The sequence below is a fragment of the Polynucleobacter necessarius genome, assembly GCF_900096765.1.
GTDB classification, from domain to species: domain Bacteria; phylum Pseudomonadota; class Gammaproteobacteria; order Burkholderiales; family Burkholderiaceae; genus Polynucleobacter; species Polynucleobacter necessarius_F.
This window is the reverse complement of record NZ_LT615228.1, coordinates 39,012-61,223: the sequence shown is the minus strand read 5'-3', so window position 1 is coordinate 61,223 and position 22,212 is coordinate 39,012. Positions and strand designations below refer to the sequence as shown.

Annotated in this window: 26 protein-coding genes and 1 pseudogene; 11 read left to right on the top strand and 16 right to left on the bottom strand. The window is 45.6% G+C overall.

Annotation, left to right across the window (positions count from 1 at the left end):
* Positions 1-74: 74 nt before the first annotated feature.
* Positions 75-698 carry an SOS response-associated peptidase gene (locus DXE33_RS00355; RefSeq protein ID WP_114638151.1) on the top strand — a complete coding sequence of 208 codons (624 nt, stop codon included), beginning with the start codon at positions 75-77 and terminating at the stop codon, positions 696-698.
* Between the two features lie 196 nt (positions 699-894).
* Here DXE33_RS00355 and DXE33_RS00350 read toward each other — a convergent pair whose 3' ends face one another.
* The 3 genes from DXE33_RS00350 to DXE33_RS00340 all read right to left on the bottom strand — a co-directional run bounded on the left by DXE33_RS00350 (position 895) and on the right by DXE33_RS00340 (position 4,178).
* Positions 895-1,344: a ferric reductase-like transmembrane domain-containing protein gene (locus tag DXE33_RS00350; RefSeq protein ID WP_331851780.1), complete on the bottom strand. Its 450-nt coding sequence runs from the start codon at positions 1,342-1,344 to the stop codon at positions 895-897.
* 253 nt (positions 1,345-1,597) lie between these two features.
* On the bottom strand, positions 1,598-3,814 hold the full coding sequence (locus DXE33_RS00345; protein WP_114638150.1) for a xanthine dehydrogenase family protein molybdopterin-binding subunit: 2,217 nt from the start codon (positions 3,812-3,814) through the stop codon (positions 1,598-1,600).
* Positions 3,815-3,824: 10 nt separating this feature from the next.
* Entirely contained in the window at positions 3,825-4,178 is a 354-nt protein-coding gene (locus DXE33_RS00340) for a (2Fe-2S)-binding protein (protein ID WP_331851779.1), read from the bottom strand.
* Positions 4,179-4,488: 310 nt separating this feature from the next.
* Here DXE33_RS00340 and DXE33_RS00335 point away from each other — a divergent pair, with 310 nt between their 5' ends.
* On the top strand, positions 4,489-4,704 hold the full coding sequence (locus DXE33_RS00335) for a hypothetical protein (protein ID WP_114638149.1): 216 nt from the start codon (positions 4,489-4,491) through the stop codon (positions 4,702-4,704).
* Positions 4,705-4,719: 15 nt separating this feature from the next.
* On the opposite strand, the gene DXE33_RS00330 is transcribed toward DXE33_RS00335, so the two are convergent.
* Positions 4,720-5,028 carry a 4a-hydroxytetrahydrobiopterin dehydratase gene (locus DXE33_RS00330; protein WP_114638148.1) on the bottom strand — a complete coding sequence of 103 codons (309 nt, stop codon included), beginning with the start codon at positions 5,026-5,028 and terminating at the stop codon, positions 4,720-4,722.
* A complete protein-coding gene (locus tag DXE33_RS00325; protein ID WP_114638147.1) occupies positions 5,025-5,762 on the bottom strand; it encodes a pseudouridine synthase in 738 nt (245 codons plus the stop codon). The genes DXE33_RS00330 and DXE33_RS00325 overlap by 4 nt, the downstream gene beginning before the upstream one ends.
* A 102-nt stretch (positions 5,763-5,864) precedes the next feature.
* Here DXE33_RS00325 and DXE33_RS00320 point away from each other — a divergent pair, with 102 nt between their 5' ends.
* On the top strand, positions 5,865-6,413 hold the full coding sequence (locus tag DXE33_RS00320) for a DUF2889 domain-containing protein (protein WP_114638146.1): 549 nt from the start codon (positions 5,865-5,867) through the stop codon (positions 6,411-6,413).
* Here the strand turns inward: DXE33_RS00320 and DXE33_RS00315 are convergent.
* From DXE33_RS00315 to DXE33_RS00285, 8 genes are all read right to left on the bottom strand, one after another.
* Complete coding sequence (locus tag DXE33_RS00315; RefSeq protein ID WP_114638145.1) at positions 6,410-7,180, bottom strand: SDR family oxidoreductase; 771 nt, start codon at positions 7,178-7,180, stop codon at positions 6,410-6,412. The genes DXE33_RS00320 and DXE33_RS00315 overlap by 4 nt on opposite strands.
* Before the next feature lie 17 nt (positions 7,181-7,197).
* The gene (locus tag DXE33_RS00310) at positions 7,198-8,142 is read right to left on the bottom strand and encodes an MBL fold metallo-hydrolase (RefSeq protein ID WP_114638144.1); all 945 of its coding nucleotides are present in this window, start codon (positions 8,140-8,142) and stop codon (positions 7,198-7,200) included.
* Between the two features lies 1 nt (position 8,143).
* Positions 8,144-8,713: a lipocalin family protein gene (locus DXE33_RS00305; protein ID WP_114638143.1), complete on the bottom strand. Its 570-nt coding sequence runs from the start codon at positions 8,711-8,713 to the stop codon at positions 8,144-8,146.
* Between the two features lie 3 nt (positions 8,714-8,716).
* A complete protein-coding gene (gene msrP, locus DXE33_RS00300; RefSeq protein WP_114638142.1) occupies positions 8,717-9,676 on the bottom strand; it encodes a protein-methionine-sulfoxide reductase catalytic subunit MsrP in 960 nt (319 codons plus the stop codon).
* 65 nt (positions 9,677-9,741) lie between these two features.
* On the bottom strand, positions 9,742-10,149 hold the full coding sequence (locus tag DXE33_RS00295) for a BLUF domain-containing protein (protein WP_114638141.1): 408 nt from the start codon (positions 10,147-10,149) through the stop codon (positions 9,742-9,744).
* Between the two features lie 109 nt (positions 10,150-10,258).
* Positions 10,259-12,493 (bottom strand): NADP-dependent isocitrate dehydrogenase, encoded by a 2,235-nt coding sequence (locus DXE33_RS00290; RefSeq protein ID WP_114638140.1) that lies wholly within the window; start codon positions 12,491-12,493, stop codon positions 10,259-10,261.
* Positions 12,494-12,765: 272 nt separating this feature from the next.
* The gene (locus tag DXE33_RS10315; RefSeq protein ID WP_197711955.1) at positions 12,766-13,044 is read right to left on the bottom strand and encodes a DUF6352 family protein; all 279 of its coding nucleotides are present in this window, start codon (positions 13,042-13,044) and stop codon (positions 12,766-12,768) included.
* Entirely contained in the window at positions 13,028-13,783 is a 756-nt protein-coding gene (locus tag DXE33_RS00285; protein WP_197711954.1) for a DUF6352 family protein, read from the bottom strand. Before DXE33_RS00285 ends, DXE33_RS10315 begins: the two co-directional genes overlap by 17 nt.
* Positions 13,784-13,868: 85 nt before the next feature.
* On the opposite strand from DXE33_RS00285, the gene DXE33_RS00280 reads away from it, so the two are divergent.
* Positions 13,869-14,216 carry an FKBP-type peptidyl-prolyl cis-trans isomerase gene (locus tag DXE33_RS00280; protein ID WP_114638139.1) on the top strand — a complete coding sequence of 116 codons (348 nt, stop codon included), beginning with the start codon at positions 13,869-13,871 and terminating at the stop codon, positions 14,214-14,216.
* A 71-nt stretch (positions 14,217-14,287) separates the two neighbouring features.
* On the opposite strand, the gene DXE33_RS00275 is transcribed toward DXE33_RS00280, so the two are convergent.
* Positions 14,288-15,235 (bottom strand): transglycosylase SLT domain-containing protein, encoded by a 948-nt coding sequence (locus tag DXE33_RS00275; RefSeq protein WP_231970271.1) that lies wholly within the window; start codon positions 15,233-15,235, stop codon positions 14,288-14,290.
* 528 nt (positions 15,236-15,763) lie between these two features.
* Between DXE33_RS00275 and DXE33_RS00270 the strand changes: the two genes are divergently transcribed.
* Positions 15,764-16,831 carry a DNA/RNA non-specific endonuclease gene (locus DXE33_RS00270; protein ID WP_114638137.1) on the top strand — a complete coding sequence of 356 codons (1,068 nt, stop codon included), beginning with the start codon at positions 15,764-15,766 and terminating at the stop codon, positions 16,829-16,831.
* Between the two features lie 26 nt (positions 16,832-16,857).
* Here the strand turns inward: DXE33_RS00270 and DXE33_RS00265 are convergent.
* A pseudogene (locus DXE33_RS00265) lies at positions 16,858-17,081 on the bottom strand (DUF3820 family protein).
* 158 nt (positions 17,082-17,239) lie between these two features.
* Between DXE33_RS00265 and DXE33_RS00260 the strand changes: the two are divergent.
* From DXE33_RS00260 to DXE33_RS00235, 6 genes are read left to right on the top strand one after another with little or no spacing between them, the layout of a single operon-like run.
* Positions 17,240-18,154, top strand: a complete 915-nt coding sequence (locus DXE33_RS00260) for a DUF6662 family protein (RefSeq protein ID WP_114638136.1) — start codon at positions 17,240-17,242, stop codon at positions 18,152-18,154.
* 26 nt (positions 18,155-18,180) lie between these two features.
* Entirely contained in the window at positions 18,181-18,729 is a 549-nt protein-coding gene (locus tag DXE33_RS00255) for an FMN-binding protein (RefSeq protein ID WP_114638135.1), read from the top strand.
* Positions 18,726-19,550 (top strand): FAD:protein FMN transferase, encoded by an 825-nt coding sequence (locus DXE33_RS00250; RefSeq protein WP_231970270.1) that lies wholly within the window; start codon positions 18,726-18,728, stop codon positions 19,548-19,550. Before DXE33_RS00255 ends, DXE33_RS00250 begins: the two co-directional genes overlap by 4 nt.
* Positions 19,547-19,975: a hypothetical protein gene (locus tag DXE33_RS00245; RefSeq protein WP_114638134.1), complete on the top strand. Its 429-nt coding sequence runs from the start codon at positions 19,547-19,549 to the stop codon at positions 19,973-19,975. Before DXE33_RS00250 ends, DXE33_RS00245 begins: the two co-directional genes overlap by 4 nt.
* A gap of 42 nt (positions 19,976-20,017) precedes the next feature.
* Positions 20,018-20,839 carry a sulfite exporter TauE/SafE family protein gene (locus tag DXE33_RS00240; protein ID WP_114638133.1) on the top strand — a complete coding sequence of 274 codons (822 nt, stop codon included), beginning with the start codon at positions 20,018-20,020 and terminating at the stop codon, positions 20,837-20,839.
* 59 nt (positions 20,840-20,898) lie between these two features.
* Complete coding sequence (locus tag DXE33_RS00235) at positions 20,899-21,402, top strand: hypothetical protein (protein ID WP_114639667.1); 504 nt, start codon at positions 20,899-20,901, stop codon at positions 21,400-21,402.
* A gap of 65 nt (positions 21,403-21,467) precedes the next feature.
* On the opposite strand, the gene DXE33_RS00230 is transcribed toward DXE33_RS00235, so the two are convergent.
* A complete protein-coding gene (locus DXE33_RS00230; protein WP_114638132.1) occupies positions 21,468-22,193 on the bottom strand; it encodes an ABC transporter ATP-binding protein in 726 nt (241 codons plus the stop codon).
* Positions 22,194-22,212 lie beyond the last annotated feature (19 nt).

Here is a 22,212-nt window from a genome sequence, read left to right as displayed (position 1 = left end):
TAAAATATAGGCCTAATAGTAACAGGAGCCCAAGGCGCACAGCTCAAACAAGTCATCAACTGTAAAATCAGCGCATGTGCGTTCAATACCTATCTACAGTCAATATCGATTGGGTCAAAACCCACTTTGATCTCGATTTACCGATCACTAGAGCGCACGATGTATTTCCTACCTATCCCGGCCCGATTGTTCTTAAAAGCCATAATACCCAACGAACCGCGATTGGATTGGCTAGGTTTGGTCTGATTCCATCCTGGGCGCAGGATGAAGACTTTGGTAGAAAAACCTATAACGCTAGAGCGGAAACTGTTAATCAAAAACCATCCTATAAACATGCTTGGTCTCAACGTCACTACGCACTCGCTTTGGCAGATGCTTTTTATGAGCCCTCTTACGAGTCTGGAAAAGCAGTTCGAACCAAAATTACACTGGCTAATCGGGAGCCTATGGCGATTGCATCAATCTGGGATACCTGGACTGAACCAGAGACTGGTGAGCTGATCGTCTCTTTTTCGATGCTTACCATTAATGCCGATCAGCATCCCGTGATGAAACGCTGTCATAAGCCCGAAGATGAAAAGCGTACTGTGGTTCCCCTCAAGCTAGAGCTTTTTGAATCATGGCTCAACGCAACACCACAAACTGCCCACCAACTATTAAATCTAGATTCCATTCCAGAGCTGATCTTTTCGGAATAATCCGCATTATTAAAACTGGATCGCTGCAGGAATCGGCTCATAGGGCTCAACCGACTCATTTTCAATCGCCTCTGCCTCTTACTCGCCCACGGAAGCATTCAAATAATGAGAGTCGAGTGACGACCTTTGAACTTTGCGCTCCTTTGGATAGAGACACAAAGCGTAATTGTCGAGCAAGATTCATACTTGATTCGGTCTAGGACTGACGGCGCCCAATACAGCTTTTGACCCAAGAAATGCGGGATACGAGCAACACAGCAATCACGCCTGCATAAATCAACACTGTCTGTAAATCATTCTTACCTGCCTTGTGCCACCAGTAATGAATGACTGCCGTAAAGGTAATGACATAAACCAATCGATGCAAAACAGTCCAACGTTTTCCAAGCAAACGAATCGAATAACGATTAGATGTCAGCGCCAGTGGTAACAATAAAAGCAAAGTGATAAAACCCATCGTGATAAAGGGGCGCTTGATCACATCATGCAACATTACCTGTATATCCAAACCCTGATCTAAATAAAACCAAATCAGAAAATGGATGCTGGCATAAAAAAGCAAAAGAGTCCAAACATGCGACGCATCAAAATCCAAGATGATGAACCCGTGATGACTCGTAATGGCGTCATTGCTAGCGTGATGCACAAGAAAACTAACGCCCAGGTGCCCGTCGACCGTGTCATAAACTCAATTGGATTGGCACCTAGATCGTCGTAATAAGCAAGCCAGAGCAAACGCACTGCAGGCAATAAGGAGATTAGAAAGAGTGCGCTCTTGTGATGCTTCATTCACACATGTTAAACGACCCTACTCAATCTACAAGTCTTCTTGCATGTTCAGTAGAGTTGTTTATAAAAAAGAAAGAAGGGGGAAGAAAAATGACGATGAAAACGATGCCTTACGCCAAACTCAAACCTTCTTTAGAGAGTGGAAAGTTGCGCACAGGCCTACCTATTGCAGCGGAGATAGCATTAGCCACTGCAGGACCCACGACGCAAATCGTTGGCTCACCTACTCCACCCCAAAAATCATAGCTAGGCACCAAGACTGTCTCAATATTTGGGGTTGAAGCCAATTTGATGATTGGGTATGAGTCAAGGTTCTGTTGCTTAATGCGGCCATTTTCAACCGTGATCTCAGGGTTAAAGATGGCGCTTAAAGCCATGGCTACTGAGCCCTCGATTTGCTCACGGGTCAAATAGGGATTCACCACATGCCCAGAATTTAATGCAAATACCAAGCGTTTGATGTGAACAACATTGCCCTCTACAGCAACTTCAGCAACGCAAGCCGAGTAACTAGCGTAACCCATAAACTGCGCAACACCCCTATAGGTTCCTGCAGGCAGCGGCCTATCCCAATTGGCTTTTTGAGCTACAGCATTGAGAACCCCCAAATGCTTAGGATGATTTTGCATTACAGCCTGCCTAAACTTCACTGGGTCTTTACCAGCCGCTTTGGCGCACTCATCCATAAAGCATTCCATAAAGATGCCATTTTGGTTCGTATTCACACCACGCCATGGACCAACGGGTACATGAGTATTTTTCATGACATATTCAGTGAGCAATGTCGGGAAGGTGTACCCCAATTGCGCATCAGGGCCATTTTCATAAAAGCCTTGAAGTTGACATTCGTCCTTGTCATCTTTAATTGCAGATGGAGCAAGTGTCGCATTAATAGATTGACCTGATACCTTGATATGCATTCCAGTCACATTACCGTTGGCATCCAAGCCTGCTGTCATTTTGGCCATTGCAATCGGATGATAGTAGTCGTGGGTTAAATCCTCCTCACGACTCCAAATGACTTTCACTGGAACACCCGGAAATTCTTTTGCAACCTTAGCAGCATAGGTCGTAAAGTCTTGAGTAGACCCACGTCGACCTAGGCCAGTTCCAGAATCCAACTTATAGACTTCACATTTGTTGATATCGATTCCAGTTGCTTCCGAGAGTGCCGCTAGAGAGCCCTCACCATTTTGAGTCGGCACCCAGGCTTCAGCACGATCACCGTTCGCACTAATTTTGACGGTGGCGTTCATTGGCTCCATATTGACGTGCGCACGATAGGGAGTGTAGTAAGTAGCTTCCAACTTTTTCGATGAGCTCTTAATCACTTCTGGGGCATCGCCAATCTTGCGCTGCCAAAAGTCGCCTTTCTCATCCAAGCCGGCGCGTAACATCTGATGTATGTCGTCTTGTGAAACATTTGCAGCCTTACCCTCATCCCAAACAATTGGCAATGCATTTAAGGCGGTATTAGCGCGCCACCAAGTATCTGCCACTACCGCGAGCGTGCTGTCGTTGATTTTGACAACTCCCTTGACCCCACGCATCTTCGCAATCTTAGCCTGGTCATAGCTCACTAACTTACCCCCGAAAACAGGGCATGACTTCACCGAGGCGCAGAGCATGCCTGGCATCTGTAAATCGATACCGTAAACCTTGCTCCCGTTGACTTTATTAGCCGTATCTAGACGGGCATACGGCTGACCAGCTACTTTCCACTGGCGCGGGTCTCTGAGAGTGATAGACTTCGGATCGGGCGGCGTTAAGGTAGATGCGAGCTCAGCTACTTTTCCATAGGTGGTTTTGCGCCCCGTTGGCACATGGGTAATGACACCTTTATATACCGATAGTTCGCTGACAGGTACATTCCATTGATTGGCAGCGGCTTGAAGCAACATGATGCGAGCAGCAGCTGCACCACGACGAACATAGCCCTCAGAAATACGAATACCACGACTACCACCAGTACCATGCTCACCCCAAACACGCTTACGCGCCAAACTCTGGCCTGGTGTTGCTGACTGAGTTTTTACCTTTTTCCAATTACATTCCAACTCTTCAGTGACTAGCTGAGCTAAACCGGTGCGAGTGCCCTGGCCCATTTCTGAGCGAGCAATTCGGACATACACTGTGTCATCTGGCTTAATACTGACCCAAGCATTCACTTCTGCTTCACCCATTTTGGTGGGAGCATTCGGATCATACTGAGCACCAGCTTGTGCTAGAGCAAATTCAGGCAAAGCGCCAACTCCTAAGATCAAGCCACCACCGACTAAGGTGCCTTTGATAATAAATTCGCGACGTGATTGATTTTCTAATGTCATCGTCCTCTCCTTAACCACGAGTTGCAGGAGAAGCTTGGTATTGCGCCAACACTTCTGCTAATTTTTTCTGGCCAGAGGCAACATGAATACCGTCCCGGATTTTTTGATAAGAGCCGCAACGACAAATATTGGACATCGCATTATCAATATCCACATCGGTTGGCTTGGGATTTCTTTTAAGCAAAGCAGCAGCGGCCATCACCTGACCGGATTGGCAGTAACCACACTGAGGAACATCTAGAGCAATCCAAGCTTGTTGTACCGGATGAGAGTTATCTTTAGAGAGAGATTCGATAGTGGTAATTTTGGCAGCGCCTACAGCAGAAACTGGAATAGAACAAGAGCGAACTGGCTCACCATTCATATACACAGTACAGGCACCACACTGGGCGACGCCACAACCATATTTCGTCCCAGTAAGACCAATGACTTCCCGGATAGCCTACAACAAGGGCATATTGGGTTCTACGTCAATCTGATGGATTTGACCGTTGATATTTAGTTGCATACTGTCTCCTCTGTTGTATTTTTAGATGACTATAAATCATTCCAGGCTTTTTGCAGATGCACATCACTTACTCAAAATCAGACTTGCCCAGGGTATAAGCTTCCCCATTTATTACTATCAGTTTTAAGCGTAATTTGCTATTCTAAGCACTCAATTAAGGAAATCTATGACAAACGAAGATCAAACCCAAAACGACGAAGATTTTGACTATGGGTGCGAATGTGCCATGAGCTTGCTCAACGAGCCAACCGAGGATCGTCTCAATGACCTCATTGATGACCTAGATGAAGATGGCATGATCTCCACTGAAGTTGTCTATGGACTGCTAGCAACTATCTTAATGAGCCTCAACGAAGACGATCATGAAGGCGAAGAGCACTAAAGTACTATTGAGTTATTAAGCTTTGGCTGATTGCACTTGACTGGCGATCTGATCAATTGCCAGCGCTAAATCTATATCGAGCCCTGTAAGCCCACCTGCAGAGTGGGTTGAAAGCTCAATCTTCACCCAATTCCATGAATTAGACCAATCCGGGTGATGGTCCATTTCCTCGGCGCGCTGTGCAACTAGCATCATGAATGCAAAAGCTTTTTCAAAATTCTGAAAGGTCAGTTCGCGTGTAATCTTCTTACCGCTGGCATGGAGCTGCCATAAGGGTATAGCTCCTTGATAATCAAAATTAGCTGGTAACAGTGTGGGACTCATTTGCCGCTTAGTGTATCGACACTTTGCGAAAGCTGCTTGAGATCGTCAGCATATAACCAGCGCCATTGGCCTTCTGCTAAATCTGATGGCATATGATAAGTACCAATTTGGGTGCGGTGTAGCTTGGCAACATGGTTACCAACTGCGGCCATCATACGTTTGACTTGGTGATAACGCCCCTCGACGATAGTCATCGCCAACACGTTTTCAGAAAGTTGTTTACAGGCACTTGCAAAACAAGGCTTGGGATCATCGTCCAATACCACTCCATTTAATAAGTGATCTATTTGTGATGTAGTAATCGGATCTGGCGTGGTGATCTCATAGACCTTGCCAATATTTTTTTTCGGGGTGGTCATTTTATGAATAAATTGACCATCATCTGAAATTAAGAGTAATCCAGTGGTGTCATAGTCTAGTCGCCCTACACACTGCAAGCCTCGCTCTACAAATGGGGCAGGCAACAAACTATAGACACTGGGATGGTGTGTGGTTTTATGAGAACACTCGTAGTTGACTGGCTTATTAAAAACGATATAAGCCTTCTCGTGATACTCCCAATCTTTACCATCAACATTGAGGATTAAGCCATCAGTGGTAATCCGCTCTTCTGGATCCTGAGCAAGCTCACCATTGACCTTCACGAGGTCGGCATATACCAAATCGCTGCAATAACGACGGGTGCCAAAGCCTTGGCTAAATAAAATCTTTTCAAGCGAGATCGGTTTTTCCATATGCTGCAGAGCATACTACAGAGCAAAGTTTTATCTACGGGAGCATTATCCGAACCAATTCATTATCATTAGATCCATACCGACACATACACCTGAATACCGATGCTTTCCAACCCAAAACCACGCTCCCTACTACATACCCGTGAAATCACTTTTCAAGGATTTGCTAGAGAAGATGGTCTATGGGATATCGAAGGTCATCTCAAGGATTACAAAACCAGTCCTTTTGTAACGGGCGCAACAACCTGGCAACCTGGCCAAGCTTTTCATGACATGTGGGTGCGTTTAACAGTTAATCAAGAACTGGTAATTCAAGATATTGAAGTCACCATGGATGGACACCCTCACCCTGAGTGTCCTCAGGTAATTCCGCCGATGGATGAGTTGATTGGAGCGCGCTTGGGTAAAGGCTGGCGTAAAACGATTCAAACCCACTTAGGCGGAATTGCAGGTTGTACCCACTTACGTGAGCTACTGAATAACCTAGCAACTGCAGCCTTTCAATCGATTCCTGGCGCTTTGTTTGATCCCGATGTAAATAAGCCCCCGCTCTATCTGGGAACTTGTAAATCATGGGACTTTAACGGGCCGGTAGTAATGCGCGTCTATCCACAGTTTTACCAATGGAAAGACGCTGATAAAAAATCCTAGAACTCTCCACGATGGACATTAAACGGATTGAAGGCTTGCTGCACTGGCATTAACTCCAAGACATTGATGTTCATGTGACTAGGTAAAGTTGCAGACCAGTAGATTGCCTCAGCGACATCATCCGCACTCAACGCCTTCACTCCAGTGTAGACATTCTTTGCTTTATCGTCATCACCCTTAAAGCGCACATTAGAAAACTCAGTCCCAGCACACATGCCCGGCTCGATACAAGTCACGCGTACTGGCGTACCAATCAAATCGGCTCGTAAGTTTAAGCTAAATTGCTTCACAAACGCTTTAGTGCCACCATAAACATTACCGCCTGGATAAGGGTAGTTCGCCGCGACAGAACCTAAGTTAATCACGTGGCCTTGCTTACGCTCAACCATGCCAGGCAAAAATGCGCGGCTCATATGCACCAGGCCTTTGATGTTGGTGTCAATCATTTGATCCCAATCACTCAAGAAAGCTTTATGTGCAGGCTCTAAACCCAAAGCAAGACCAGCGTTGTTCACTAAGACCGTGACCTTGGCAAACTCAGGTGGCAAGGCTTGCGCTAAAGCATCCACTTTGGCGCTATCGCAAACATCGATAACCATGGTCAGTAATTTTTTCTGCTGCTCAGCAGGTAAAGATGCTTTGAGTCCATCTAAGCGCTCAGCTCTTCTGCCAACTGCAATCACCCGATGACCATGAGCCAAAAAGCGGCGGGCAGTAGCCTCACCAAATCCAGTTGTAGCGCCAGTTACTAAAACAGTGTGCTCCATATTTCCTCTTTTGATGTTTAAGCTTTATCTACTAAGTATTGTCCATCTAACCTGGCAGCCCCTGACTTGATTAAAGCCTGCGGCAACCAAGATACAAATTCATCAGCACCCATATTTAACTGCTTTGCAGCACTCATTAATGCTGGGGTGCTCATAATCAAATTATTTATGCTCATAATCCAATTATTTACAAAGTCCATCTCCCGCTGATGCCATTCTAATAACTTATATTTCAATAAGACTTTTGCGCCATGGCGAGCATTGCGATCAGGATCAGATGCTAAATAATCTAAGCGGGAACGTGCAATGGCAACTGCCTTGACAACATCCTCAAAAGGGGCCCCATGCCCCGGAATCACTAAATCTATCGACAGACTCTCAATCAAATCAAGTGTTTGGGAAACCTCTTCAAAACCTGCTTCGCCCCATAACTCTGGGAAAATCACCCCAAAACCCTCTTCCCACAACGCATCGGCTGAAATCAAAATGCGATTCTGCTCTTGATAGAGCATGACCGAATGCGGATCGTGACCTGGCGCGGCAAGGATCCTCCATTGATAGCGACCTAGCTGAATCTCCTCACCCGGAATGAGTAATCCATGATGATTAAAACGAGGACATTCTTGGCCCAGGTTTTGATAGCTTAGTAAGCCCTCATTCCAGTCTTGCACTGCTGGCGCTTCAGCGGCAGGTATCCACACTTGGCAGTCAAAAGTTTTTGCTAAAAGCTGATTACCGCCGCAATGATCTGAATGCAGATGGGTATTGACGACCTTATTCACAGTAGGCAGATGATGCTTTTCCATAGCATTGCGAATAAGCTCCAGCGTTAAATGCTGATGAGCCCAATATCCGGTATCGACCACCGAAACATCACCCTCACCAAAATGAAAAATATTATTGGCTGATAACCAACCTCTTTCAAAAACTGTTATCCCGGGAGGCAAAGAATATGCAGTCAATTTAATTCTTCTGAGCTGGGGAAGATTGCTCGGTCAGCTCAAGCTTACGCACATCAAACTGCTGAGCCTGTAAGCGCCCCAGCAAAGCCTCATAGGTCTTGCTATCTAATTGTGGTGTTCTAGATAGCACCCAAAGATATTGGCGCTGGGGGTCACTCACCGCTGCAACCTGGTATTGAGAATCTAAATCGATCAACCAGTAGTCGCCCCAAACCATCGGAATAAAGGAGAGCCAGGCTGGGGCAAAACGCACCTCTAATTTTGGAGAATCTTTCGGTCCAATTTGTCTAGCAGTACCTTCGGCTTCAGATACTTTTCCATCAGCAGTTTTGCAACTGTTGAGCACTTTGAGATTACCGTCAGGCCTGAGTGAATACACCGCCTGAGTATTGCCGACACATTTCTTCTGAAACCAATTCGGAAATTTGGCAATCTCGTACCAAGCCCCTAAATAACGAGGCAGGTCTAAAGAGGTGATAGTCTTGACAGGCATATCAGTAGATTGGCCATAGCTGGCAAGACTAAAAGACAGCGTAACGGCAGCCAATGCAGCAAATAAAACTTTCTTCATTGCTTAATAATACTTTTTCAAGTCCATACCTGCGTACATACTGGCAACTTGATCGGCATAACCATTAAATAATTGGGTTTTAATCTTTGGCGCAAAGACGCCCTTGGGATCGCCAATGCGCCGTTCCATGGCCTGACTCCAGCGTGGATGATCAACTGCAGGATTGACGTTGGAATAAAAACCGTACTCCCGAGCGTCAAATTGATTCCAACTTGTCTTGGGCATCTCTTCAGTAAAACGAATTTTGACAATGGACTTAGCACTCTTAAAGCCATACTTCCAAGGCACCACAATGCGCACTGGAGCCCCGTTTTGCTTTGGCAACACCTCACCATACAAACCGAAAGTCAATAGGGTTAAAGGATTCATCGCCTCATCCATGCGCAGGCCTTCGCGATAGGGCCAATTGAGGATATTGCTTGATACTCCCGGCATTTGCTTTCGATCAGCCAAGGAGATAAATTCTACGTATTTAGCTGAAGATAAGGGCTCTACTTTATTGATGAGTTTAGAGAGTGAATAGCCATCCCATGGAATCACCATAGACCAACCCTCAACACAACGCATACGATAAATACGCTCTTCTATTGGGGCAATCTTGAGCAAGGCATCTATATCTAGGGTAATGGGCTTTTTTACCAAACCTTCAATCGATATAGTCCATGGGCGAGTTTGCAAACTGTCCGCATGTGAGGCGGGATCCGCTTTATCTGTACCAAACTCATAAAAGTTGTTGTAACTCGTTACATACTTATATGGCGTGGTTTCTTCTTTGCCATAAGCCGTATTTGGAGTTGCAGATAGCTTTTCCGGGGATACCGCCAAAGCCTCTCTAGAAAACCAAGGGACAAGAGCTGCACCAAAACCACCAGCAGCCGCTGTTTTAATGAGCGCACGACGATTTTCAAAAACGGCTTTTGGCGTGATGTCGCTTGAAAGAATGGTTTTGTCAATAAAACGCATGGCATACCCCAGCTAAGTAATACGGCTATTTTGCTACTGAAAGGGATTTATTGCTAAGCTGAACCTTAGATCGCTGCAGCACGCATTTTATTGAGTAAAGCCAAACTGTGCTTATCCATACCACCAACCAGGCCAGCTAAAACCGGGTAGTCCTTAATCAGTGTTTCGCCGCCATAAAAGCGCAACAACCATTCCGGATAGCTGCGCTCAGTAATCTCACGAATCTCTAACAGCTCAATGCGATGATGGCGCTCATCTTCCTGTATGCGCTTCCATACCTTCATGATATTGGCACGCTCGCCTTCAATCACTTGACCAAACTGTTGGTTGTCATAAAAGAGAATGCCGGTAATACCGTGCTGTTGATTAAAAGCTCTTGCAGACTCAAGTAAGCGCATCAATCCCAAAAAAGACATATCTGAGACCGCTTCACTCAGATAGCTTAATTCAATAAGGTCTTTTGGTTTAGGCATAAATCGGAAGAAAAACTTCAAAGAAAAAGGCAAACCCGAAAGTTTGCCCTTTTTATCTTATGCCCAATTAATTCATAAGGCACTTAGCGCTTCTACCTACATTTACTGATTATGCTCTTGCTGCCTTCAGAGCTGCATTGAAAGTTGGGCTAGGACGCATGACCGCTTTGCACTTTTCTGGATCAGCAACATAGTAACCACCGATGTCAGCTGGCTTACCCTGAACGGCCTTCAATTCCTCAGCAATCTTCTGCTCATTTTCAGCCAAGGTTTTTGCTAAAGGCGCAAAGTAGGCCTGCAGTTCCTTATCTTCAGTTTGAGCAGCCAAGGCTTCGGCCCAGTACATCGCCAAGTAGAACTGGCTTCCACGATTGTCCAACTCACCAGTGCGAGGTGAAGGTGACTTATTGTTATCCAATAATTTACCGGTAGCCTCGTCTAATGTGCGAGCCAAGATTTTCACTTTAGGATTACCGGTCTTGTCACCAATATCTTCGAGCGAGACTGCCAAAGCCAAAAACTCACCGAGAGAGTCCCAACGTAAGTGGTTCTCTTCTACAAGCTGTTGAACGTGCTTGGGAGCAGAACCACCGGCACCTGTTTCGAACAAGCCACCACCGGCCATCAAAGGCACAATGGATAACATCTTTGCGCTAGTGCCCAGCTCCATGATTGGGAACAAGTCGGTGAGGTAGTCACGCAGAATGTTGCCGGTTACAGAAATGGTATCTTTACCACGAATCACGCGCTCCAGGGTGTAACGCATAGCCCGTGTCTGAGACATGATCTGGATATCAACTCCCTCAAGATCGTAATCTTTGAGGTAAGTTTTGACCTTCTTAATTAACTCCGCTTCGTGTGGACGGTACTCATCCAACCAGAACACTGCTGGAGTATTCGAAAGACGGGCACGATTAACAGCTAACTTTACCCAATCACGAATAGGGGCATCTTTACACTGGCACATACGCCAGATATCACCCTCTTCCACGTTTTGCTCGAGTAATACAGTGCCATCATCAGCAACAATGCGTGCTACACCAGCTTCTGGGATTTCAAAAGTCTTGTCGTGCGAGCCGTATTCTTCAGCTTGCTGAGCCATCAAACCTACGTTAGGTACTGTACCCATCGTAGTTGGATCAAAGTTGCCGTGGGTCTTACAGAAATTAATCATTTCTTGATAGATACGGGCAAAGGTACTTTCTGGAATCACCGCTTTAGTGTCATGCAAGCGACCATCAGCACCCCACATCTTGCCACCAACCCGAATCATCGCAGGCATCGAAGCATCGACGATCACATCGCTTGGAGAATGCAAGTTGGTAATGCCCTTAGCTGAGTCAACCATTGCCAATGCTGGGCGATGCTCATGGCAAGCATGCAAATCTTGAATGATTTCTTCGCGCTTAGATTCTGGCAAAGTCTTGATCTTGTCGTACAAGCTGCTCATACCATTATTCGGGTTCACGCCCAACTCTTCAAAGAGTTTGGCATGCTTAGCAAATGCATCTTTGTAGAAAATCTTGACCGCGTGACCAAACACGATGGGGTGTGACACCTTCATCATGGTTGCCTTCACGTGCAAGGACAACATCATGCCGGTCTTATAAGCATCTTCGATTTCTTTTTCGTAGAACTCGCACAATGCTTTCTTGCTCATGTACATGCTGTCGATGATTTCACCAGCGAGCAAAGAGACCTTAGGCTTGAGAATAATGGTTTTGCCACTCTTCGTTACTAGATCCATCTTCACGTCACAGGCCTTAGTCATGGTCATTGACTTCTCGCTAGAGTAGAAGTCACCGCCATGCATATGGGATACGTGAGTACGAGACGCTTGGCTCCACTCGCCCATGGAGTGTGGATTTTTACGAGCGTAACGTTTCACTGCGGGCGGAGCACGGCGATCAGAGTTTCCTTCACGCAATACTGGGTTTACTGAACTTCCCAGGCACTTGGAATAACGTGCACGAATGGCCTTTTCTTCATCGGTTTTTGGATCTTCTGGGAAATCAGGGATTTTGTAGCCCTTAGTTTGCAATTCTTTAATGGCTGCCAACAATTGCGGCACAGACGCACTAATATTTGGCAACTTAATAATGTTGGTATCTGGCTTTAATGTCAGCTTACCGAGTTCGCCCAAATTATCTGGAACCTTTTGCTCATCCGTTAAGTAATCTGGAAACTCAGCCAAGATACGGGCAGCCACAGAGATGTCACTCTTCACAATCTCTACTCCAGCGGGGGCTGTAAAAGTACGAATGATTGGCAGAAATGCGCAAGTCGCCAAAAGCGGCGCTTCATCTGTCAGCGTGTAAATAATCTTTGATTTCTCTGAAGCCATTAACGTTTCCTCGATATTGATAAATTTACAGAGTCAGGTTTTTACCCTGCCACCCTCATACTCCGCATTATGCAAATCGCTTTTAGCAGCCTTACTGCTTTTGTGTTTAGCAGGCCTTATTTTGCCAATGGGGCGAGATTTTAAATCATCGCAATTGACAAAAATGCAGGTTTTGCACCCCAAACAGTCACATAGAGGGCAATTTAAGGGAATCCACTAGGGCAGCTGTAAGGCTTATATGGCTTGCACGCCAAAATTAAGGGATTGATCTATTAAGAAGCTTTCGCAAGCGGTAAATTAAATAGCAAATTTTGTGGTTTTAACTTTAATTGCCCCTGTTCATTCATGGCAATAGCCATATAGACTGGTTTACCTCGCTGCGCATTGACCACAATAGACTCATCTATAAAATCGAGACGAAATAAGCAAATCACCCGCTTTAATTCATCAAGCTCTATGGGCTCTTTTTGATAAAGCTTGTTCAAAATCTCAGTTGCCGCTGCATCGAGCCCCACATGCCACGACCACTTAGGGTCATTGATCTGCTGCATGGGGGGTAATGCGAACTTGAGCCCCTAAAAAATGCAGAATCCACTTTTCCAGTACACGGCAAAAATACGTGATTGGCTCATGTCCAAAATTGAGCTGGACAGCAAAATCAAAGCCCTCATTGCGCGCCCAATATTCCTCAGCATTTTCTTCATAGAGAACGTCTAGATCGGTTGATCTCATCAACATCGATTTACCCTTGAGTAAATCCATAATGCTTCCGGATTCGACCGCTTGTGCATTACGAGTGACAACTTCCTCATCAGCCGCCATCACGATGCTGTCTTCTAAAACAGTAATTTTTTGAGTTCTAAAGAAGATCTCCCCAGCCCTAGCTTCTAATGGGTGAGCCTGCTCACCCAAAATATGCCTCACGAAAATCTGCGCCAATTGACTTACAAATAAGGGTGGCACATCTACGCCTCCCCCTTTAAAAAGGCTCATATAAAAACTTTCCAATGAGCCTGCTGCCAATAGACGCTCTCGGAAACGTAACCATATCCGGTAATTCTCCTGAATATCTGCATCGGCCAGGGCCTCAATATCAGCGGATGTCACTGCTAAGCGTGGGTTGCTTAATAAATGCTGATGGAGAGATTTCTCGGCCGCACAAGATTCTGGTACCAAACTTAATTCAGGCCTGCTAAGGTAGGTCCGCAAAAAATCATCTGTGACGAGCAATTTACCATCGGAACTCGTTTGAAGCGTTTGGTACGCTGAGCTTAGCCAGTAGTTTGTCATGGAGTTTTGCCTACATAGACTCTTCATCAAAAAGATAGGTCTGAGAATATACTAAGCAGCCAAATTGCACTGCACAGGAAAAAACATGACTGAACTCAAAAAAATCGACACCGTGGTTGGCGAAGGAAAAGAAGCTATTGCCGGCAATCATGTCGATGTCCACTATACCGGCTGGCTCTATGACGAGAATGCAGCCGACCATAAAGGTCAAAAATTTGATAGCTCCCTCGATCGCGGCCAACTGTTTAGTTTCCCTTTGGGGGCGGGTCATGTGATTAAGGGGTGGGATGAAGGCGTCGCTGGAATGAAAATCGGCGGCAAGCGTACTTTAATCATTCCATCCGAGATGGGTTATGGCCCTCGTGGCGCTGGCGGTGTGATTCCCCCAAATGCCACCTTAGTGTTCGATGTAGAGCTTCATGGCGTGAACTAAACAGCTTGGTTTAGTAGAAATAAAGCCACCCTCGGGTGGCTTTTTACCTAGACCCATCGAATGAGGATTGATTAGGAACGTAAATCCTTCACACTCAAGGTCAAGCGATTAGTGGAGCGAGTCTGGCACAAACTTATCAAGCGATTACGCTCTGCCATTACCTTCTCAGCATAGCCACCATCATCTTCAGCATTACCCGCGCCCACATAAAACTTCAGACCGTTACGCAAAGAACCTGCTGTAGCAATCAAATACTTCAAGATATAAGCGCCAACGCGAATATTAACTTCAGGCTTTACAGCTTGGGCGGTGCCACCGTAGACGGCATACTTATCGCGATGCACTGATGTCATGACCTGCATCAAGCCCTCGGCGCCAGCCTGGCTCTTAGTGTTCGGATTGAAGTTCGATTCCACCGAGATAACAGCGAGCAACAACACTGGGTCAATATTCACTTCTTTGGCAATCAAGATCGTGTTAGATACATACTCTTCTATCTTGGTGCGATCAAGCTTGTATTTCTTCTCAAAAAAGTCAGCGACCGCCCGTTGATTTTGAATAGAACCCATCAGATTGCTATCCAAAGCCTGAGGATCAAGCTTTGAAGTGGGAATGCGGTCAGCCAGATGAGAAATTGACTTCACCTGAACTTGTGCTACCGAGGGCATCAATAAGGCAATGGTCTGCTGCTTTGCGCCAGAAAAACCCGTTTTTTCGGATTGAGACTTGTTATAGATGACCGCTGCAATCTCAGTTTCAGGGGCTGGTGTTGAAGAAAGTTCAGTCTTGTATTGGTCGAGCATGCCAAAGCCATTGCTCCAGACAATATGGCGAGCTTCGTCAGGCACTAGGATGCGCGCCAGATCGAAAGCCCCGGCATTGGTTCCGTTACCGGAAAGCCATAAACCCACAATCATGAAGACGGTGACAACGAGTAAACCATTAATGACCCTGTACACCGGGGCCATGGCGTGGGCAAGCAGGTTTTTGGCAGCTAGCATCGCTGGTTCTCTCTGCATCTCACTCAAATTGTTCGTTAAACATTTACTCATTCATTTTATTACGATACCTTCAAAACCGATCCTCTGGTTTATGCTGCATCGCAATATATAAAAAACATGGCTCATCCTAAGAATGTTCTTATATCTAGTCAAGAATAAAGAAATAGAATTTGATAACTTTTAGATCTCAAAATAAGGAAGATCCCGAATATGACTATTGTAATAAATATTTTATTCAATTAAATCAATAACTTAATAAAGTTAATGGGTACTAATTTCATTCTGTAAAAAATTCTTAATATTTGGACTTTTTTACCATTTGGAAAGAAAAATAGGCCCTGGAACCGGCACATCTAGTATTTTTTCGCCCTAGATTTTCTACCGGTAGTACCCCAATAGAAATGTTGCAGGGCGCTATTAGTATCGCTGGGTTAGCCCCTCATGAGTTGCGACAAACTCTAGATCGACCACTGTTTACAAGCTCAAGAGCTTACTAAGCCATTAAAAAATGGATAGCTAATGATGAGTAAGTCATACACTTAGACCATGAAATTACCGCGCCCTCTGTTTGCCTTCATTGCACTCCTAGTGGTTTTTACCCCTCTAAAGGCTTTTGCTCTATTTGATGAGTGCCAGGATCTTTTCCCGCAACAGCAAATTCCTATTACGGCACAAGCTGGGCGAGATCTTTGCTTTGATGGCTTTGCCATTTATTACTCACCCATAGACAAAAAGCCCATCTACGCAGTTGAAAAGCTGAGTCGCAGTCAATTATTAACACCCCATCCTCGCAGGAGCAATCAGTTTTATGAGGAAGCTAGATTGCCTGTCTCAGAGCGCGCCCTCCTCTCAGATTACCGCGGAAGTGGCTATGATCGTGGCCATAATGCCCCAGCAGGCGATATGAGTAATGAAAGATCCATGGCCCAGTCATTCTCTTTAGCCAATATGATGCCGCAGGCAAGGCAAAACAACCAAGGTATCTGGGCCAAAAACGTTGAAGAGCCAACCAGGCTATATGCCAAAAGAGCAGCTAGTGATATTTATGTGTTCACTGGCTCAACCGGCAATCAAGGAAGCATTGGTAGCAGCCATGTCACCGTACCAAGTCACCTCTATAAACTGGTTTATGACCCACACAAAAATGTAGCATGGGCTTACTGGGTAGAAAATTCCAATGAAGCACAAATGTCACCCCCCATAAGCTATGCCCAATTAGTTGCGAAAACCGGCATCGACTTCCAGCTGCCAATTGAAATAGGCTCATCACCAACTCAACGAGCAATTGTGCAAACCCAGACCTCGAGAGTGAAGAATGCCCAACCAAGCCAAGTACGCCAGGAAAACAAGGGCATTATGGGCGGCTGGTACCCAATCTTTTTTAATGAGTACTCGCCAGAAAAAGTGAATGCCCTACTTGCCAATATTCAAGCAGGTAAGGTGGTCAGCATTCAGATTCAATATGATCGTAATAGCGAACTAGCCAAGAAGATTGCCTCACAGATTGAAGCGAAAACGACTTTATTTGTGAGTCCCACTCAAAGCAGCCCTCCCGATACTCCTGATGTGCATTACGAGCGCAATCGAGTGACGGTCATCGTTCACTCTAAGTAAATCTTACTTCTTTACCTTTTACTTTCTTACTTGAGGCCATGCGCTCTCTGAATTGGAGCGAGCAAACCTCGTAAGCCGTTGTGGTCAAGCTCATGCATCAGCTCAAGAATTGACCAAGCTCGCCTTTGGGAAATCCCTCACGTGCAAACCAGGCTAAATAGTTTCCTGGCAAGTCTGCCAGGGCACGTCCAGCATGCTTACCAAAAGGCATTTTCATGAGAACGAGTTTTTCGAGAGCTTGTGCATCCATCTAGAAATCTTACAAGCAAAGCTTATTAACCCTAAAAATTCCGACACTTACTAGCGTATGATCATTTTCTATTTGAGAATCATTCTCATTTAATTTGGTATATTGAGAACCGTTCTCATTTATAAATTTCTCTTTTTTAACCAACTCACCTCACCCATATGAAATTGACCATTCAAAAACTCATCACTTTTAGTCTCGTCCTAGCGGCAACTCTGCACTTCTCACTGGCACATGCTGGCGAAGGTGTATTCGGCTGGATCTATACCCTAGATCTACAGCCCAAGGGAAAGCTGGAATTTGAACAGCGTCTGCAACTGAATCAAGGCCAGGCTGCTGGTACCTATGACGCATGGACTGCAAGAACTGAGTTGGAGTATGGCCTCACAAACGATCTGCAAGTAGCAGGCTACATTAACTCTTACTACACCAATGCCAATCAAAACTACACCAATTCAGAGGCTTGCGGTGATTCACCAACTTGTACCGGTGGCTATGGCGTGCCTTCTTCACATGATCCCGCCAATGCCTATCAAAAAAGTGGCATTGAAGGAGGCTCTCTCGAAGCTATCTACCGCATTACTAACCCGGTCACCACTCCTGTAGGGGTAGGTCTTTATCTAGAACCAAGCTGGGGGAAAAATAAAGATGAGATTGAAGCCCGCTTATTGCTTCAGTCGAACTTTATCGACGACCGATTAGTCCTCGCAAGTAATGTGGTCGTTGCTAATGAGCGCCTGAAATTTATTGAGAACGGCAATGTACCCGAATCCATGCTCGATATCCTGGTGGGTGCAAGCTATCGCTTTGCCCCGAAATGGTCTGCCGGCGTTGAGGCTTGCTTTCATAACGACTACTCAGAACTCAATCTACGCAACCAAGTGCAACGCGCTACTTTTGTTGGACCGAATATTCACTACGCAGCCAAAGACTGGTGGGTTACAGGCGCTTGGCGTTATCAGCTTGCAGGCGGTCACTGCATGGGTGGCGGTGAAGCCGAATGCTCCAACTCAAGAGTATGGGATAGCCATAGCGTCAATGAATACATCCTCAAAGTTGGCTTTCCATTGAACTAAGCAGAAAAACAAAAAGAACATATTCCATGAATCACAAACAAACAACTCTGGCGATTGCCGGCCTAGCAATCATGATCGCCCCCATTGTTGCTCAGGCTAAAATTTATATATCGACAGAGCAAGCTCAGCAAATTCTGTTTCCGAAAAAGATGCTGAGCAAAACTCCGATCATCATCATAGACGATCTCCAAGAACAACTGCGCTCAGCATCGAGTATCCGCCATCCCTTTAAAGGAGATCGAATTTGGAGAACAGCTGATGGCGGATGGTTCATTGTGGATGAGGTGGTCGGTAAACATGAAATGATCACCTATGCTGTCGCCCTCAACCCCAAAGGAAATATTTTAGGAATTGAGATCCTAGAATACGTCGAGTCTTATGGTTACGAAGTTGCCCAAGCGCAATGGCGCCAACAATTTGTTGGCAAGAGCGCTCAAGATGCGATCAAGCTCAACCAAGATATTCAGAATATTGGTGGGGCGACACTATCTTGCAAGCACTTAACCGATGGAATCAAACGGGTCACTGTTTTTTATGACTTGGCACTCAAAAATTACCCACCTCAAGTCAAATGATGACTCGTTGCAAGCCACTATTAGGCACTTTTGTAGAAATCAGTATTGACGAGGATGTCCCTATGGAGGTTATCAACAGTGCATTTGCGTCAATCGAAATGATTCAGAGTTTGATGGGATTTCATCATCCCCAAAGCGAGCTAAGCCAAATTAACCGACTAGCGCACCAAAAAGCAGTGAATATTCATCCCTGGACATCGCAGGTGCTTACGACTGCCAAGAAAATTCATCGCCACTCGCATGGTCTATTTAATTGTGGTATTGGTCATCGCCTAGTTACGGCCGGTCTATTGCCACAACATATCAATCTAGCCAATTTGGATTTAGGAGGTATTGAGGATATTCATTTTCTAGCTCCCGATCTCATTCAATCAAACAGACCTGTCTGTCTTGACCTAGGTGGAATCGCCAAAGGCTTTGCAGTAGATATGGCGGTCAAGATTCTGATCTCCGAAGGCTGTCACTCTGGAATAGTCAACGCTGGAGGAGATCTACGGCTATTTGGCGACACGCCAAAGCGAATTCATATTCGCAGCCCCGATCAATTAAATCAGTTGCTCGATATTGGAGAGTTTCAAAATTGTGCAATTGCCACTAGCAGTTTGCATTTTTCAAAAAGGGATTGTCAGCAAAGTCACATCATTAACCCACTAGCAATAGAAGAAAATGGGATTCATATCAACTTTGAGGGCTCATACTCGATTCTGGCAAAAGAATGCATCTACGCCGATGCCCTCACCAAAGTGTTGGCGATCTCAGGGCAAGAACGGCATCCTTGCTTTGATCGTTTTAACGCACAAGCCATTCGGATTACAGCATGAGTCGGCTTGGGAAAATGCCTAACTGGCAGAAGTGGTTTGTCATCTTTGGAATGCTCGCCTGCTCTGTGACGGGCGGTCTTTATTTGCTAGGTCACGAATTTGGATTTGCCCGACCAAAATTGGGAGCGCACTCCATTTTGGCAATGCATGGTCTTGCAGCGATGCTGGCCACTTTGGCACTAGGTTCGGTGTTGCCATTTCATCTCAAGGCGGGATTGAAATCCAAGACAAAATGGATCAGTGGCTTTGGGCAAGTCACTTTTCTATCGGTATTGCTAATTTCAGGGGGATTACTCTATTACGGCCCCGAAACGATCCGTGAAATAGTCATTGATATTCACTGGATGATTGGACTTTTGTTTTTTATGCTCTTTATCTTGCACGCCGGCATTCTTCCCACAAAGCATCCTAGGCACCAAATCTAGACTCACAATCTTGCAACCATGATGGTTATAAAATGATCTGCAATGGAAAGCTCACTATTCATCAGCCCTGCTCTCGGAATTGTTATTGGGATTCTGATGGGCCTGACTGGGGCTGGTGGCGGTATTCTCTCGGTACCACTACTCGTCTTTGCACTTCATTTGAACGTTGCACAAGCCGCACCCATATCGCTTAGCGCCATCACTCTAGCTGCGGGAGTGGGTGCACTACTTGGGTTAAAAAATAAAATCCTGCGCTACAAAGCTGCAGGACTCATGGCGACTTTTGGATTGCTGCTTTCTCCCATTGGCTTGTGGCTGTCGCAACGCCTTCCCAATGCGCCATTACTTATATTGTTTAGTTGCACTTTGTTTTATGTATCGATTCGTCTATATCGACAAGCTTATAAAGAAATTCATGGGATTGCCGACTTTGATGGCAAGCCACCACCGCCGTGCTTATTGGATACATCCATTGGTAAGCTTGCTTGGAATATTCCTTGCGCAAAGGCGCTCATGTTCTCGGGAGGATTGGCCGGCTTTCTATCCGGTCTTTTGGGTGTGGGCGGCGGCTTTGTCATTGTTCCTGCCCTCAAGCGCTATACCGACTTACCGGTGCAATCGATCGTAGCCACCTCACTTGGGGTACTTGCCATTGTTGCTGGTGGAGGCACGATCTTCTCAATCGTCTTGGGCAATTTTGATCTTTGGATTGCAGCACCCTTCTCTTTAGGTGCACTCGCAGGATTGCTGATCGGTCGCAGCTTAAGCAATCGATTGAGCAGTCCTCGATTACAGCAAATTTTTGCACTATTGGCATTTGTAGTTGCCATCAGCTTATCTGCAAAAGGCCTTTACGCTTTATGAAAAGGCCCGTTTTAACTATTCTGTATATTATTTTCTTCGGCCTTTTGGGAGCTCTGCTGATGTCTTCTACTAAACCGCAAACTTGGTTATTCAATTCTATTAGCGCAATATCAGGCAATGTCAGTAATCTTCATCAGGAAACCCTTGAATATGTCAATACCGAAAAACCTACTCACGATCACTCATCAATCTATTACAAGCGCTTTTATATCTCCCAGTTCGACTTGGATGGAAAAGCCATAGAAGCCAAGTTTTCCGCTCCGATGACTATTAACAATGGGGATAGCGTTCAAGTTGCCGGCTACCAGCAAGGTGAGTCGCTTCAGGTATTAGCCTACACCAACCAAACTCAACAAGTCAGTCATCATGAAAACTGGGTTGTGCTGGGTCTGGGAGCAATCTTCTTTTTTGCCGTGGCTGTTGGTTTGCTCAATAGCCAACTCGTTTTAGAAGGCGCCCTCGTCCCCAAATTATTTCTGATTGGCTTCACATTGGTGGCGATCTACATGGGATATCGCGCCCTATTGATACGTGAGGCCATTGGGCTGATCTCAAATCAGTAATATGAATTTATAAAAGAAAAAGCCCTTACTGCTAAGGGCTTTGTTCATTTGAGCGGATGGTTTACTTAGTGACCGCCGCCACCTAAGTAAGCTGCTTTCACGGCAGGATCATCTTTCAATTTAGCGGCAGGACCATGGGTTGCAATCTTGCCGTTCTCTAAAACATAACCATAGTCAGCTACGTTCAATGCTGCGGCAGCAAACTGTTCAACCAACAACATGGTCACGCCCTGAGACTTGAGGTTAGAAATAATCTTAAATACTTCCTCAACCAAGATTGGCGCCAAGCCCATGGATGGCTCATCCAAGAGAATGATCTCTGGATTTAACATCACTGCGCGAGCCATCGCCAACATCTGCTGCTCACCACCAGACAATGTGCCAGCCAATTGATTGCGACGCTCTTTCAAGCGCGGGAACATCTCCAACGCTTTTTCTAAATCAGTCTTGATATCGCCTTTTGAACGGCTACCTGTAAAACGGGGAAATGCGCCTAACAATAAATTGTCAGTCACAGACATGGTTGTAAACACGCGACGACCTTCTGGACTATGCGCTAAACCTAAGCGCGCAATCTTATGAGAGTCGTAGCCATTGATTTGCTCACCACCAAGAGTGACTTCACCAGCAGTAGGTTTAATCATGCCAGTGATCGCGCGCATGGTGGTGGTTTTGCCAGCACCATTAGAGCCAATCAAAGTGATTACTTGACCTTTTGGAACATCAATATTGATGCCATGAAGGGCTTTAACTTTGCCGTAGCCTGCTTCAAGATTCTTAATAGATAACATGGTATTTACCGATTCAATA